The organism is Serratia sp. JSRIV001, from assembly GCF_019968745.1.
GTDB lineage: Bacteria > Pseudomonadota > Gammaproteobacteria > Enterobacterales > Enterobacteriaceae > Chania > Chania fonticola_B.
Map to the genome: position 1 here is coordinate 1,395,575 of NZ_CP074147.1, position 14,435 is coordinate 1,410,009.

Genomic DNA, 14,435 nt, shown 5'->3' on the forward strand with positions numbered 1-14,435 from the left:
TCAACTGAATGGGGATGGATTGATAATGAAAAGACTGTTATCCACGTTGGGCCTGAGTTTGGTAACCCTGGTTCCTTCTTTGGCTCTGGCCGCTCCGGCGGTGGCAGACAAGGCGGACAACGCCTTTATGATGATTTGCACCGCGCTGGTGCTGTTTATGACTTTACCGGGTGTGGCGCTGTTCTACGGCGGTCTGTTGCGCTCGAAGAACGTCCTCTCAATGTTGACTCAGGTGACCGTCACCTTTGCCCTGGTGTGTGTGCTATGGGTTATTTACGGCTACAGCCTGGCGTTCAGCGAAGGTAACGCGTTCTTCGGTGGTTTCCAGACGGTGATGCTCAAAGGGATCGGGATAGATAGCCTGACCGGCACCTTTAGCCAGATGATCCACGTGGCGTTCCAGTGCTCCTTCGCCTGCATTACCGTGGCGTTGGTGGTGGGCGGCTTTGCTGAGCGCATCCGCTTCTCTGCGGTGGTTATTTTTGCCGCCATCTGGTTCACGATTTCCTACTTGCCAATCGCGCACATGGTTTGGGGCGGTGGTTTCCTGGCAACCGACGGCGCGTTGGATTTTGCGGGCGGTACCGTGGTGCATATCAACGCCGCGAGCGCTGGTCTGGTGGGGGCCTATCTGTTGGGTAAACGTGCCGGCTATGGTAAAGAGGCCTTCAAGCCACACAACCTGCCGATGGTATTTACCGGAGCCTCGATCCTGTATATCGGCTGGTTTGGCTTCAACGCCGGTTCAGCCAGTGCGGCCAACGGTATTGCAGCGCTGGCGTTCCTCAATACGGTAATAGCCACTGCCGGTGCAATCCTCTCCTGGACCTTTGCCGAGTGGGTCGTACGGGGCAAACCTTCTCTGCTGGGAGCCTGCTCGGGCTGTATCGCGGGTCTGGTTGCGATTACGCCAGCGGCAGGTACCGTGGGTGTAGGCGGTGCGCTGATTATCGGCCTGGTAGGTGGTATTGCTGGTCTGTGGGGCGTGGTTACGCTGAAGAAATGGCTGAAAGTAGACGACACCTGCGATGTGTTTGGTGTGCACGGGGTTTGCGGTATCGTTGGCTGTCTGTTGACCGGTGTCTTTACCGCCTCATCACTGGGCGGAACGGGCTATGCCGATGGCGTTACCATGGGGCATCAGGTATGGGTCCAGTTGATGAGCGTTGTTGTGACGCTGGTGTGGTCAAGCGTGGCCGCGTTTATCGCCTTTAAGGTCGCCGGGGCCGTGGTGGGGCTGCGTGTATCGGAAGAGCAGGAACGCGAAGGCCTGGATGTGAACAGCCACGGCGAGAATGCTTACAACCAGTAAAATACGTTGAATTAAACCCTGAGGGGGCGATGGAAACATCGCCCCTTTTTCATTTAAATATCGCGCTTGCGGATCACGCCTTCTTGCACTGTCGTGGCTACCAGCACACCGTCGCGGGTGTAGAACTGGCCGCGCACAAAGCCACGGGCACCTGAGGCTGAGGTGCTTTCTACCGCATACAGCAGCCAATCGTCCATGCGGAACGGACGGTGGAACCACATTGAATGGTCAATGGTCGCCACCTGCATTCCCGGTTCTAGGAAACCGACACCATGCGGCTGTAGCGCCGTCAGCAGGAAGTGGAAGTCAGAGGCGTAGCCAAGCAGATACTGATGGATCCGCAGGTCGTCCGGCATGGTGCCATTGGCGCGGAACCAGACATGGCGATAAGGCTCTTCCACGCTGCCCTTCAACGGGTTGTGGAATTTCACCGGGCGCATTTCGATCGGCTTCGGGCCAATGAATTTGTCGCGCACCTTTTCCGGCAGCATATGCGACAGCTTTTGTGCAATTTCTGACTCCGACATCAATCCTTCCGGCGGTGGAACATCCGGCATGGTGTTTTGGTGCTCAAAACCCTGCTCGGGGCTTTGGAAAGAGGCCGTCATATAGAAAATGGGTTTGCCATTTTGAATGGCGCTAACGCGCCGCGCGCTGAAACTATTGCCGTCGCGCAGGGTTTCTACGTCATAAACAATCGGTTTGCTGCTATCCCCAGGGCGCAGGAAATAGCTGTGGAAGGAGTGAACGATACGCTCCGCAGGAACGGTTTGCTTGGCAGCATACAGCGCCTGGCCGACCACCTGACCGCCAAAGACCTGGCGTAACCCCAGATCTTCGCTTTGGCCACGAAATAAACCTTCTTCAATTTTTTCCAAATCCAGCAGTTCGAGGAGGTTGTGCAGTGCCTGGCTCATAAAGTGGCGATCCTTTTAGTTATCATGTTGCGCAGTGTGCTGAATATGATGGCAGGACGTCAATATATTGCGTTATTTCGGCGAAGGAAGCTGTTGCAGCCAGAGGCATGCGTCATGAGCCCTTCGGGCTATTTAGGTCTAGTCCGATAGGCATTTGTTAGTATTTTGTGCTAGGTTTAATCAGTGTGGTGGTTTAAGCCACTAACATGTAACTAATAATAAAGGAGACCGACCCATGAAACTCTGGCAAATGGTAGGGGGAGCAGCTGCATTGACGATCACACTGGCAGGCTGTGCCCACAAGAATGCGGATGTGCCAACGCAGACGGCTAACGCTGCGGCCTCGCAAACGCAGATCCAAGGCCCGGTGGTCAAGGGCTCAGTTAATATTCGTCAGCGTATCGCGCTGCCACCGGATGCGGTACTGACCGTGACCCTGTCCGATGCATCACTTGCTGATGCCCCTTCACGAGTGATTTCACAGCAGGCGATACGTACCGAGGGTATGCAGAGTCCGTTCCGCTTTACGCTACCGTATAACCCTGCGGACATTCAGCCTAATGCGCGTATCATCCTGAGCGCGGCGATTACGGTGAATGGCCAGTTGATGTTTATCACCGACACGATCCAGGAAGTGATTAACCGCAATGGGACCCAGGCCGATCTGCTGCTGGTACCGGTACAAAACGTTCCGGTTCAGGTCACTCCGACCCCAGCTCCGTAAGCAGTAATGCCTGCATCTTTCAGCCTTTGCGCCCCTGGCCAAAGGCTGTGTTTTTACCCGTGCCAGCCATACAGTTCAAAATCAACCGTGCTCTGCGGGCCGAAAATAATTCCCTCTGCCAGTAACGCCTGCCGTTGGCGCTGAAAATCTTCACCCTGCTGTGAGATCTGCCCGTGGCGGTTAATGACCCGGTGCCAGGGTAGGGTGCTGCCCTCTGGTAAACGCCGTAATACGCCGCCAACCTGGCGTGCCGCCCGGGGTGAGCCTGCCAGCCGTGCAACTTCGCCGTAGGTGGTGACCTTGCCAGGAGGAATGGCGGCCAGGATATGAAATACGCGCTGGCTGAAGGTTGCGTCTTCTGGTTGCATGGCTCTCTTCCTGCGTGATGAGTTGGGCGGCGAATATTTCGCTCCTGACAATTTAGCAACATTGCTGCTTGGTAACCAATCCAAACGAGTGCGCGATAGGGGGAGATGGGTAAGAAAACAGCGGTTGCTCCCGGTTGGCTTGCTATTTGCCTGGCCATCACCGATAATGCCCACCGCTTCGCAATTCAAGAAGCCGTCAATGGGGGCCCTGTTGGTTCTCCCGCAACACTAACTGGTGAACTCGGTCAGATCCGGAAGGAAGCAGCCGTAGCGAGTGACGTGTGTGCCGGGATGTAGCTGGCAGGGCCTCCACCAATTTCTAGCTTTCTCCCCCCCAATAAAAGCACCGACAAGCCGCCGATGCCTTACCTATATGATGTTTATGCCGGGGTTTCCCAGCAGGCAACCAGCGGATCAACGATCTGGCGTGTTGTGCCGTCGGTCAGGCCCAAATCCGTCAGGTGCGGTCCGGCATTGCATGCCAGGCAGGTGCCCTCAATCGCTTTGAACACCCGGTAGGGTGGTTCCCAGTCTGCAACCTTGGCACTCAGATCGCGCAGGTTTTTAAACTGCTGCGCCAACTGTGCAGCGGGGAGATCGGAAAGCATACCGGCGATCGGCATGGCCACCTGCGCCAATATTTCACCGTTCTGGCTGAGAGCCATGCCGCCGCCGGTAGCGATCAGCGCGTTAGCGGCCAGCGCCATGTCATTAGGATCGCGGCCCAGCACCACCAGGTTATGCGAATCATGAGAGTAGCTGGTGGCAATCGCCCCCCGTAGTTCGCCCCAACCTTCCAGCAATGCCAACTGAGGCTTGGCTGGGTGTCGGGCGTGGCGATGCTGTACCCAAATCAGACTGAATCCCGGCGGGAGCTGTACCTTGCCGTCGCGGACTTCTACCGTGGTTTCATTCCACTGGGTGAAACGTGCCCCTTTGATATGGCGCAACGTGGCCTGTCCGTGACGAATGGCCGCAACCCGCATGATGAAATCATCTGCGGTCAATGGTGGCAGATGGAGCGTGTCACGTGGTGCGGATACGCCTGGAGTAGCTTGTACTGGAGCCAGCATTTTTCCCTGCTCTGCCAGACACTGACCAGCAACGTAAACCCGGCTGGCCTGGAGGTATTCCAGGGAGTCAAAGACGACCAGATCGGCGATCCTTCCTGCGGCAATCAGGCCAAGATCGTTTCGCTGCAAGCGAATGGCGGCATTGAGCGTAGCCATCCGTAGTGCATCGGTAGCCGGTAATCCGTGTTCAATCAGCAGATTGAGCAGGGCGATAACGCCGCCTTTCTCCAGCAGCATATCGGGTGGTACATCATCAGTGCAGAGAGTGATTTGAGAGGAGAAATGCGGCAGCGATTTTAATGCCGCAACAATTTCAGGCAACAGATAAGGATGAGAACCTCGGATCTCCAGCGTCAGCCCAGAGCGTAGTTTCTCCAGAGCATCGGCAGCAGAGGTCAGTTCATGATCGGAGGTTACGCCTGCGGCCAGATAGGCTTGCAACTGCGGACCGCTCAAACCGCGCGCGTGGCCTTCAATCAATTTGCCGCTGTTAAGCCCGGCGTTGAGGATCTCCTGCATTCGTTCGCTGCCGTGCAGCACGCCGTGCATATCCATCACTTCCGCCACGCCGCCCACTTCGGGCCAGGCTAACATGGTATCCATCTCGTTGCCGCCAAAGTCGGCACCTGACATTTCCAGCCCAGGCGTCGAAGGCACGCTGGAGGGCGCCGCGCAGATCACCCGCAGAGGCAGGTTGCGGCTGGCATCTACCGCGTAGCGCACTCCCGCAACGCCAAGCACGTTCGCCAATTCATGCGGGTCCCAGAAGATGGTGGTGGTGCCCTGTGCGACGACGATCTCGGCATAGCGTTCTGGCAGCAGGTGGGAACTCTCAACGTGCACATGGGTATCAATCAGACCAGGGCTAAGGTAGGCTCCCGCCAGGTCTTGCGTCCGATGTGCCGTTGGCAAGGAACCACAAGGATGAACGCTGGCGATTAGCGGGCCGACAATGCCAATATCAACCAGGCGGATTTCCCCGGTGACCATGTCGATCAGGTTGGCATTGCTCAGCAAGAGATCAAACGGCGTATTCCCCAGCGCAGCCTGTACGGCACGTTGGCGTTCACCGTTACTGACAGAAAAGGTGGTCATGATAATCCCCGGAATAAGAGTAAGGGAGTTACTGTAGGCGGGGGCGTAAGCTTTGCACAGATGATTTAATTTATTGTGTGATAAGAAACGTTTATGCTGTGGCAAACGTTTACCTCTTTTCCTGGCAGGTTAGGCCTATGTCCGAGCCATGGCGACGGTTACCCGCGCTTTCCCTCAAGCAAATTCAGTACTTTGTAACCCTGGCGCAGCTACGACATTTCACTGATACCGCCAGCCGTCTGGCGATCAGCCAGCCCGCGTTAAGCAGTGCGCTGCGGCAAGTCGAAACCGTGCTTGGCGGGAAGTTAGTCAATCGAACGGCCTCTGCAGTGACCCTGACGGAACTAGGCACGGCGATCCTGCCGCATGCGCAACGGCTGCTGAATGTGGCTCACGCTACCTTTGATGATATGCAGCGCGTCATGTTGGCCGGAGGGGATGGCACGTTACGTATCGGTCTGGTGCCTTCGGTGAGCAACCTGCTGTTTCCTGCGGTACCGCGATTGCTGGCGCAACATTTCCCGCGGTTACGCGTAGAATTCCACGATCAAACCAATGATTCCCTGCTGCTACAGTTGGAAAATGGGCAGATAGATTTCGGCATAGGGGCTTTGGACAGCTCGGTGCCAGATCGGCTTGAGATTTATCCGTTGCAGGAAGATCCGTTTGTGGCGGTGATGCGCCGGGACGATCCCTTGGCGGATCCATATCATCTGCCCTGGCGGCAATTGGCAAACAGAGATATTGCGGTATTTTCGAAAGGGAATAGCAGTCGATTGGTATCGGCACTGGCGGAAAGCCATCGTCTGAACTTAACGGCGCGTTATCAGGTCGATTTTCTGGAAACGCTGTATGGTTTGGTGCGGTCACAATTAGCGGTGGCTATTTTGCCGCAGCTTTATACGACGCATTTAAACGATGAAGAATTAACCGTTATTCAATTACAACAGCCATTACTTAACCGCACTGTGGCACTTATGCGCAGCGCAAAACAAAATCACTCACCTTTAATTGAAAACTGTTTCCAGTTGCTACTGCACGATTTTCAACTCAGGGGCAAGTAAACTTGAGTTTTTAAGATAATGCTTAATCTGAGCGACCATTGAAGCCGATAATATTATCGGCTCAACGCAAGGCTACTTTGATTATCTTACAAATTTCCAAACGGCGACCGGAATTTTATCGTATAGCTTGTTCATGGTCAGTTCGGCCAGGCGATGATCGGCGGCAGAGTAGAACAGCTCTAGCTCATCGTCAGAAAGTTCGTACTTATTTTTCTCGATCACGCGCTCAAGGGTTTCAATCGTGGTGCATTTACGCAAACGCATCAGATAGTCAATTTTTGTCATGATAACCTTTAGTCTTATTAACCATAAATTTATTTGAGGATAATTATCCCCTAAGTTTTCATTGTGGTACAGACGCCCTCTCCTGAGAACAATCTGAATGTGCGTGCCTTGGTTTTTTGCCAGCGACGCAAATCGGAGTCATTAATACCGTAGCTGCTAAACAGCGTGTAGGTATCGTCGAGGTACTCTTCGACCAGTTCCGATAAATCACCTTCGTCCATGTATTTAATTTTAAAACTCATTACAAACGAAGCAATATGTTCGATCAGCTCATTAAGCTGCAGATTGACGGCGGACGTTGGATCGTTTACCCAGCCGTGATGGCTGTCACCCAGGGTAGCGATGCCTTCGTCGTACAAATTTTCACACAAAAATTTGAGTTGAGCAATATCGTGCCTTTTAGGCGAATACTCATCCATATCATCCCCCGTCAGTCTTAATTTCGGTGTTGATAACACTCTGTGAGTACATTGATTTACATCATATGTTGTGAAGCTTAGCTCAGGCTTAATAAACTTTCAGCATATTAAATATAAATCATTTTTTGCCATTTAGCCTGTTACTATTACCGAAACTTACAATTCGTCAGCGGTTGATGGCCGTGAGTTGTCGATAACCTCAAACACCAAACCCTTTTCCGTCACGGTAAAAGTGACAGAATCATTTATGTATTCGTCACCACTGATATCCAGGCATGCGTTAAAAATCGACCACTGATAGCGGTAACTCATTGAATACTCGCTATTACCGATGCAGTTAATCTCAATAATTTCTAATGAGCCTTCCACATAGCGTGCATTCTCGGAGTAAAAGCTTAGCCCACTGGTGAGCGCCGGTACCAAGTCAGATAATTGATTATCGACCACTTTCCTTAATTGTTTCACAGAAAGTGTGTCTACTTCGGAACAACGGCTTAGCGTTACTAGCATTTGGATATCTGGTTGTATCACATTCTATGCCTCTATCTTACTCCTTTTCCAGCCTTGATGGGCAAACTTTTCACTGATTAACGCTTTTTTACCCAGCTTTGAGATTTTTACCGCTCGATAGTTCTGCCGCTCACCCAGCAGCATCGGCTCGATAACCTGGAAATGTTACGTTCCGTTGCATTATTGGCACTTGAACGACTTGAGGATCTCTAGATTGTGTGATGTTATATTATCACATTTGTGTCATCTTTTTGGCGATAACCATGCTGCCTTTCCTTCCCGTTACCCTGTTTACCTCAGCCGCAGTCTTGCGCTGCGGAGCCGTTAGCGTATTGCTGACCTTACTATGGCTAGCCATTACGTGGGCGGTTGCGCTGCCATGATAACGCTACAAAATGCCATCGTGGGTTATGACCACGTTCCTCTGTTTCCGCCGTTATGCGGTCGTTTTGCCGCCGGTTCATTAACGGCGGTGATTGGCGTTAACGGCGCCGGCAAATCTACGTTGATGAAGTCGTTGGTCGGGTTGCACCCGCTGCTGGGCGGCAAGCTACATTTTGCGGGCGGGAAGGCTCCGGCGAAGGCCTATTTGCCACAACTGGCGGAGCTGGATCGTCAATTTCCTATTCTGGTTCAGGATTTGGTCGCTATGGGCTGCTGGCCACAAAGCGGTCTGTTTGGCGGTGTGAATAAACGCTCCATGCAGCTTATTGCTGGCGCGTTAGACACCGTGGGCATGAGTTCCATGGCGCGTGAGGCTGTGGGGGAGTTATCCGGTGGGCAGCTGCAACGCGTACTATTTGCCCGTTTACTGGTCCAGCAAGCGCCACTGATTTTACTGGATGAGCCCTTCACCGGCATCGATGCGGCAACCACTCAACTGTTGCTGCAGGTCATTGCGCAGTTACACCGGCAGGGAAGAACGGTGATTGCCGTATTGCACGATATGTCTACCGTAGCCAACCATTTCCCCGAAGCGTTGTTGCTCACCCCTGAACTCTGCCATTGGGATAACGCCGAGCGCGTGTTAGCGCATTATTCGACGGCGGCTAATCAGAGGGGGGTAGCGTAATGACGCTACTCCATCTGTTGCTCGATCCTTTTATCTCTTTCGGTTTTATGCGCCGGGCATTGGTTGCCTGCCTGGCAATATCGCTGAGCGCTGCACCCCTAGGCGTGTTTTTATTGCTGCGCCGGATGAGCCTGGTGGGTGATGCGCTTTCCCATGCGGTATTACCCGGTGCAGCAATCGGCTATCTGATTTCTGGCATGTCACTGGTAGCCATGGGCGTAGGGGGATTTATTGCCGGGTTGGCCGTAGCCATGCTGTCCGGGCTGGTGAGCCGCAAAACCCCGTTAAAAGAGGACGCCAGCTTTGCGGGTTTCTATCTGGGGTCGCTGGCGTTGGGCGTCACGTTGGTCTCTTTACGCGGCTCGAGCGTTGATCTGCTGCACGTCCTGTTTGGCTCGATCCTGGCGGTGGATGCGCAGGCGTTGGTTATGGTAGGCATTATCGCCAGTATTTCGTTGATGATGCTGGCAGTGCTGTATCGGGCTCTGGTGATTGAATCCTTTGACAGCACTTTTTTACGCGTCAGTGCACCAGGCTCGCTGGCGTGGATCCACGGGCTTTTTCTCGCTTTGGTGGTGATCAACCTGGTGGCCGGTTTTCAAATCCTTGGCACCCTGATGTCGGTAGGTCTGATGATGCTACCGGCGACCTGCGCCCGGTTTTGGGCGCGAGATTTACCGCAGACATTAGCCGTGGCTATGGGGATTGGGCTGCTCGCTAGCCTGGTTGGTCTGGAGTGGTCCTACTACGCTTCATTGCCCGCAGGCCCGGCGATTGTCCTCAGTGCCAGCGTGATGTTTTTAATGTCGATTTTGTTTGGGACGCGTGGCGGGATGTTGCGCCGTGCGCGTCATTGAGAAGTGCTATCTGCAAGGAGAAAACATGAAATCTTTACCCATAACGCTGGTGGCAGCTGCTCTGCTCGCCAGCCCGTTAGCGCAGGCGAAAACCGTTGAGGCCGTGGCCAGCTTTTCTATTCTTGGCGATATCGTCAAACAGGTGGGGGGTGAACATGTAAAGGTCAGCACGCTGGTTGGCCCTGATGGCGATCCGCACAGTTTTGAGCCATCGCCGCAAGACAGCAAGCAGCTGGCGCAGGCCGATGTGGTGTTTGTCAGCGGATTGGGGCTTGAAGGTTGGATCGATCGGTTGGTGAAGGCTTCCGGTTATCAGGGGCCGGTGATCACCGCATCCAAAGGGATCGAGTCGCGCAGCATGGAAGAAGAGGGCAAACAGGTCACCGATCCACACGCCTGGAACAGCATGAACAATGGCGTGCAGTATGCGACCAACGTGATGCATGCGCTGATCGCTGCGGATCCTGAAGATGCCGCCTATTTCCGCCAACGTGGTGGTGAATATATTCAACAGCTTCAGCAGCTCGATGGTTGGGCCAAAGCACAGTTCGCAGCGGTGCCACAGCAAAAGCGCAAGGTGCTGACCAGCCATGATGCTTTCGGCTATTTTGGCCAAGAATACGGCGTCACTTTCCTTGCCCCGGTCGGTTTTTCTACCGAGGCTGAAGCCAGCGCCAGCGATGTCGCCGGGTTGATCAAGCAGATCAGGCAGGAAAAAGTCCAAGCCTATTTTATTGAGAACCAAACGGATCCGCGCTTGGTGCAGCAGATCGCGGCGGCAACGGGGGCGAAAGCGGGAGGTGAGTTGTATCCTGAAGCACTATCCAAACCGCAAGGCCCGGCAGCCAGCTATGTGCAGGCATTCAAACACAACGTCGAGGCCATTGTTGGCAGCATGAAGTAAGTTTTATCCCCACCGCGTGCGGTGGTTTTCCCTTTGCAGTGGCATTTGGCAATAAAAAAGCCCCGTTGAGCAGCAACGGGGCTTTGGTTACCAGTGACACTTTGGCTTAACGCTTCTTCTTACGTCCCTGTACCGCTTTATAACGCGGGTTGGACTTACAAATCACAAAGACGCGGCCATGACGGCGCACAACTTTGCAATCCGGATGGCGACCCTTCGCCGAACGCAGTGAACTCAATACTTGCATCATCAACCCCGATTATTTTCTGCTGTTAACCAAATGGCCAAACCGCTGCTGGAAGCGCGCGGTGCTGCCTTCTTTTGAGAACTCTTTCTGCTTGCCGGTGTAGTACGGATGCGAAGCGGAAGAGACATCTATGGTGACGTAGGGCCAGCTTTTACCTTCAAGCTCGATAGTGCGATCGGTTTTGATGGTCGACCCCACCTTGAAGTAGGTATCGGCGCTAAGATCGTGAAATACCACGGTGCGGTAGTCTGGATGGATGCCTGCCTTCATGATAACCTCAATTGTTATGTTATACTATAACAATTATTATGCACCTCTCTGGGATCGGGATCAACCTCAAAATTGCGTGGATCAGCGTTGGGTCTATTGGCTAACTAGCAGGCATAAAAAAGGCCGCTTGCGCGGCCTTGGTTGTCAGTAGGAAAGCATCAGTGATGCTTAACCGGATGGGCGTGTTCCATATCTTCAGTCTTTTTACTGAAGCGGCGGCGAACCACCACGAAGAACACCGGTACGAAGAAGATTGCCAAGACGGTAGCTGTCACCATCCCGCCCATTACGCCGGTACCTACCGCGTTCTGAGCGCCGGAGCCTGCGCCGCTGCTGATAACCAGCGGCATAACCCCGAGGATAAAGGCCAGTGACGTCATCAGGATTGGACGCAGACGCATACGTACCGCTTCCAACGTTGATTCGATCAGCCCTTTACCTTCTTTATCCATCAGGTCCTTGGCGAATTCCACGATCAATATCGCGTTCTTCGCCGACAACCCAATGGTTGTCAACAAGCCTACCTGGAAGTAAACGTCATTTTCCAGCCCGCGCATGGTCGCGGCCAACAGAGCACCGATGACGCCCAGTGGCACAACCAACATAACGGAGAACGGAATCGACCAGCTCTCATACAGAGCAGCCAGACACAGGAACACCACGATCAATGAGATGGCGTACAGTGACGGAGCCTGGTTACCGGACAGACGTTCCTGATAGGACATACCGGTCCAGTCATAGCCGACGCCGTTTGGCAGTTTCGCCGCCAGCTGTTCCATCATGTCCATCGCTTCACCGGTACTCTTACCCGGGGCAGCCTGGCCAAGGATTTCCATTGATGGCAGACCGTTGTAGCGTTCCAGACGCGGTGAACCGAACTCCCATTTCGCCGTGGAGAAGGCGGAGAACGGAACCATCTGCCCGGTGCTACCTCGCACATACCAGTTATTGATATCATCAGGCAGCATACGGAACGGAGCATCAGCCTGCACGTACACTTTCTTCACACGACCGCGGTCGATAAAGTCGTTCACATACGAGCCGCCCAGTGCGGTGCCGAGAGTCGTATTAATATCGCTCAGGGAAACACCCAGCGTTTGTGCTTTTTCCTGATCGACGATCAGTTTGAACTGAGGCGTATCTTCCAAGCCGTTCGGGCGTACGCCGACCAGCAAATCAGGATGTTCTGCCGCCATGCCCAACAGCTGGTTACGTGCTGCGGTCAGTTTTTCGTGACCCAGGTTAGCCTGATCGATCAACTGGAAGTCGAAGCCGGTCGCCGTCCCCAGTTCCACAATCGCTGGCAGGTTAAAGGCAAATACCAAGCCGTCTTTAATCTGCGAGAAAGCTCCCATTGCACGAGCAGCAATTGCCGGTACCTTGTTCTCTTCACCTTTACGCTCAGACCAGTCTTTCAGGCTGACAAACGCCAAACCGGTGTTCTGACCCTGGCCGCTGAAGCCGAAGCCATTAACTGTGAACACCGAGTTAATGTTGTTACCTTCTTTCTCGTGGTAGTAGCGGTTAACTTCGTCCAGGACTTTCTGGGTACGTTCCTGAGTGGCACCCGCTGGCATTTGTACCATGGTCAGCAGGATGCCCTGGTCTTCGTCCGGCAGGAACGAGGAAGGCAAGCGCATGAACAGCACCGCCATACCAACCACGATCAGCAGGTAGATCACCAGATAACGCCCGGTGCTACGCAAAATGTTCGCTACGCTATCGGTATAGTGGTGGGTGCTCTTCTCAAACAGGCGGTTGAACCAGCCGAAGAAGCCGGTCTTGATGCCGTGATCGCCTTTCGGGATCGGTTTGAGCATGGTGGCACACAGCGCAGGCGTCAGGATCAACGCCACCAATACCGACAGCACCATGGCGGAAACGATGGTGATCGAGAACTGGCGATAGATTGCCCCGGTTGACCCACCGAAGAAGGCCATCGGGATAAATACCGCTGACAGCACCATGGCGATACCCACCAATGCGCCCTGGATCTGTTCCATCGATTTCTTGGTGGCTTCTTTTGGCGGCAGGCCTTCTTCAGCCATGACACGCTCGACGTTTTCTACCACCACGATGGCGTCATCCACCAGCAGGCCTATCGCCAACACCATGCCGAACATCGTCAGGGTGTTTATCGAGAAGCCAAACATTGCCAGGATGGCGAACGTCCCTAGCAATACTACCGGTACGGCGATCGTTGGGATCAGCGTAGCGCGGAAGTTCTGCAGGAACAGATACATCACCAGGAACACCAGGATGATCGCTTCAATCAGGGTTTTTACCACTTCGTTAATGGAAATCTTAACGAATGGGGTTGTGTCATAAGGGTAAACAACTTTCAGACTTGCAGGGAAGAACGGTTCCAGTTTGGCCAGTTCTGCCTTCACTTCTGACGCCGTGTTCAGGGCGTTGGCACCGGTTGCCAGCTTGATACCGATACCGGCAGCAGGCTTACCGTTATAACGGGCAATGACGTTGTAGCTCTCACCGCCCAGTTCAACCTTGGCCACATCACTCAGGCGTACCTGCGAGCCGTCCGGGTTGACTTTCAGCTGGATCTTGCTGAATTCTTCCGGTGAGGTCAGGCGGGTTTGCGCGATGATCGAGGCGTTCAGCTGTTGGCCTTTCACCGGTGGAGTCCCACCGAGCTGGCCTGCAGCAACCTGGTTGTTCTGAACCTTGATCGCAGCGATAACATCGCCCGGGGTCAGTTGGTAGTTGTTCAGTTTGTTGGGATCAAGCCAGATACGCATCGCGTACTGGGCACCGAACAGTTGAACGTCACCCACACCAGAGGTACGGCTGATAGGATCCTTGATGTTGGAACCTACATAGTCCGCGATATCCTCCTGCGTCATGCTGCCATCTTCGGAAATAAAGCCTGCTACCATCAGGAAGCTGCTGCTTGATTTCTCAACGCTAACGCCCTGTTGCTGTACTTCCTGCGGCAGCAGCGGCATTGCCAGCTGCAGCTTGTTCTGTACCTGTACCTGAGCGATATCAGGGTCAGTACCAGAGTTGAAGGTCAACGTAATCTGGACGTTACCGGACGAGTCACTGTTGGAGGACATGTACAGCAGGTTATCGATACCGTTCATATTCTGTTCGATAACCTGCGTTACGGTATCCTGCACCGTTTTGGCGTCAGCGCCCGGGTAGTTGGCGGAGATCGTGACTGCTGGTGGCGCAATGGTCGGATATTGCGCGATAGGCAGCTTCATGATCGACAAGATGCCCGCCAACATAATGATGATGGCGATTACCCATGCAAATATGGGGCGATCTATAAAGAACTTAGCCATGTATTACCGGCTC

The 14,435-nt window shown here is 53.8% G+C and carries 15 protein-coding genes and 1 other RNA gene; 7 read left to right on the forward strand and 9 right to left on the reverse strand.

What is annotated here, in order from left to right; translation table 11 throughout:
- Window positions 1–25 precede the first annotated feature (25 nt).
- Window positions 26–1,312 (forward strand): ammonium transporter AmtB, encoded by a 1,287-nt coding sequence (gene amtB / locus KGP17_RS06275; protein ID WP_223499044.1) that lies wholly within the window; start codon window positions 26–28, stop codon window positions 1,310–1,312.
- Between the two features lie 53 nt (window positions 1,313–1,365).
- Here amtB and tesB read toward each other — a convergent pair whose 3' ends face one another.
- The gene (gene tesB / locus KGP17_RS06280) at window positions 1,366–2,229 is read right to left on the reverse strand and encodes an acyl-CoA thioesterase II (RefSeq protein WP_021805471.1); all 864 of its coding nucleotides are present in this window, start codon (window positions 2,227–2,229) and stop codon (window positions 1,366–1,368) included.
- Between the two features lie 235 nt (window positions 2,230–2,464).
- Between tesB and KGP17_RS06285 the strand changes: the two genes are divergently transcribed.
- Window positions 2,465–2,953: a YbaY family lipoprotein gene (locus KGP17_RS06285; RefSeq protein ID WP_021180151.1), complete on the forward strand. Its 489-nt coding sequence runs from the start codon at window positions 2,465–2,467 to the stop codon at window positions 2,951–2,953.
- Between the two features lie 53 nt (window positions 2,954–3,006).
- On the opposite strand, the gene KGP17_RS06290 is transcribed toward KGP17_RS06285, so the two are convergent.
- Window positions 3,007–3,321 carry an MGMT family protein gene (locus KGP17_RS06290; protein ID WP_021180150.1) on the reverse strand — a complete coding sequence of 105 codons (315 nt, stop codon included), beginning with the start codon at window positions 3,319–3,321 and terminating at the stop codon, window positions 3,007–3,009.
- A gap of 209 nt (window positions 3,322–3,530) precedes the next feature.
- Here KGP17_RS06290 and ffs point away from each other — a divergent pair.
- Window positions 3,531–3,627: signal recognition particle sRNA small type (gene ffs, locus KGP17_RS06295), an RNA gene on the forward strand.
- A gap of 74 nt (window positions 3,628–3,701) precedes the next feature.
- Here the strand turns inward: ffs and KGP17_RS06300 are convergent.
- The gene (locus KGP17_RS06300; protein WP_223499045.1) at window positions 3,702–5,489 is read right to left on the reverse strand and encodes an adenine deaminase; all 1,788 of its coding nucleotides are present in this window, start codon (window positions 5,487–5,489) and stop codon (window positions 3,702–3,704) included.
- Window positions 5,490–5,626: 137 nt separating this feature from the next.
- Here KGP17_RS06300 and KGP17_RS06305 point away from each other — a divergent pair, with 137 nt between their 5' ends.
- Window positions 5,627–6,553 (forward strand): LysR family transcriptional regulator, encoded by a 927-nt coding sequence (locus KGP17_RS06305; RefSeq protein WP_059200026.1) that lies wholly within the window; start codon window positions 5,627–5,629, stop codon window positions 6,551–6,553.
- Window positions 6,554–6,634: 81 nt separating this feature from the next.
- On the opposite strand, the gene KGP17_RS06310 is transcribed toward KGP17_RS06305, so the two are convergent.
- The 3 genes from KGP17_RS06310 to KGP17_RS06320 all read right to left on the reverse strand — a co-directional run bounded on the left by KGP17_RS06310 (window position 6,635) and on the right by KGP17_RS06320 (window position 7,767).
- Window positions 6,635–6,838, reverse strand: a complete 204-nt coding sequence (locus KGP17_RS06310) for an HHA domain-containing protein (protein WP_021180142.1) — start codon at window positions 6,836–6,838, stop codon at window positions 6,635–6,637.
- A 50-nt stretch (window positions 6,839–6,888) separates the two neighbouring features.
- Entirely contained in the window at window positions 6,889–7,257 is a 369-nt protein-coding gene (tomB, locus tag KGP17_RS06315) for an Hha toxicity modulator TomB (RefSeq protein ID WP_021180141.1), read from the reverse strand.
- Between the two features lie 156 nt (window positions 7,258–7,413).
- Window positions 7,414–7,767, reverse strand: a complete 354-nt coding sequence (locus KGP17_RS06320; RefSeq protein WP_094981218.1) for a hypothetical protein — start codon at window positions 7,765–7,767, stop codon at window positions 7,414–7,416.
- A 379-nt stretch (window positions 7,768–8,146) separates the two neighbouring features.
- On the opposite strand from KGP17_RS06320, the gene KGP17_RS06325 reads away from it, so the two are divergent.
- Genes KGP17_RS06325 through KGP17_RS06335 form a run of 3 tightly spaced genes read left to right on the forward strand, consistent with a single transcriptional unit; the run spans window position 8,147 to window position 10,600 of the window.
- The gene (locus tag KGP17_RS06325) at window positions 8,147–8,839 is read left to right on the forward strand and encodes a metal ABC transporter ATP-binding protein (protein ID WP_223499046.1); all 693 of its coding nucleotides are present in this window, start codon (window positions 8,147–8,149) and stop codon (window positions 8,837–8,839) included.
- Window positions 8,839–9,696, forward strand: a complete 858-nt coding sequence (locus tag KGP17_RS06330) for a metal ABC transporter permease (RefSeq protein ID WP_094981189.1) — start codon at window positions 8,839–8,841, stop codon at window positions 9,694–9,696. The genes KGP17_RS06325 and KGP17_RS06330 overlap by 1 nt, the downstream gene beginning before the upstream one ends.
- A gap of 25 nt (window positions 9,697–9,721) precedes the next feature.
- Window positions 9,722–10,600: a metal ABC transporter solute-binding protein, Zn/Mn family gene (locus KGP17_RS06335; RefSeq protein ID WP_059200029.1), complete on the forward strand. Its 879-nt coding sequence runs from the start codon at window positions 9,722–9,724 to the stop codon at window positions 10,598–10,600.
- A gap of 106 nt (window positions 10,601–10,706) precedes the next feature.
- Here KGP17_RS06335 and ykgO read toward each other — a convergent pair whose 3' ends face one another.
- The 3 genes from ykgO to acrB form a co-directional block, all read right to left on the reverse strand.
- Window positions 10,707–10,847, reverse strand: a complete 141-nt coding sequence (gene ykgO / locus KGP17_RS06340; protein ID WP_021805462.1) for a type B 50S ribosomal protein L36 — start codon at window positions 10,845–10,847, stop codon at window positions 10,707–10,709.
- A 12-nt stretch (window positions 10,848–10,859) separates the two neighbouring features.
- Window positions 10,860–11,117 (reverse strand): type B 50S ribosomal protein L31, encoded by a 258-nt coding sequence (locus KGP17_RS06345; RefSeq protein ID WP_021180135.1) that lies wholly within the window; start codon window positions 11,115–11,117, stop codon window positions 10,860–10,862.
- A gap of 158 nt (window positions 11,118–11,275) precedes the next feature.
- Window positions 11,276–14,422, reverse strand: coding sequence for a multidrug efflux RND transporter permease subunit AcrB (acrB, locus tag KGP17_RS06350; protein WP_094981187.1), 3,147 nt, complete (start codon window positions 14,420–14,422; stop codon window positions 11,276–11,278).
- Window positions 14,423–14,435 lie beyond the last annotated feature (13 nt).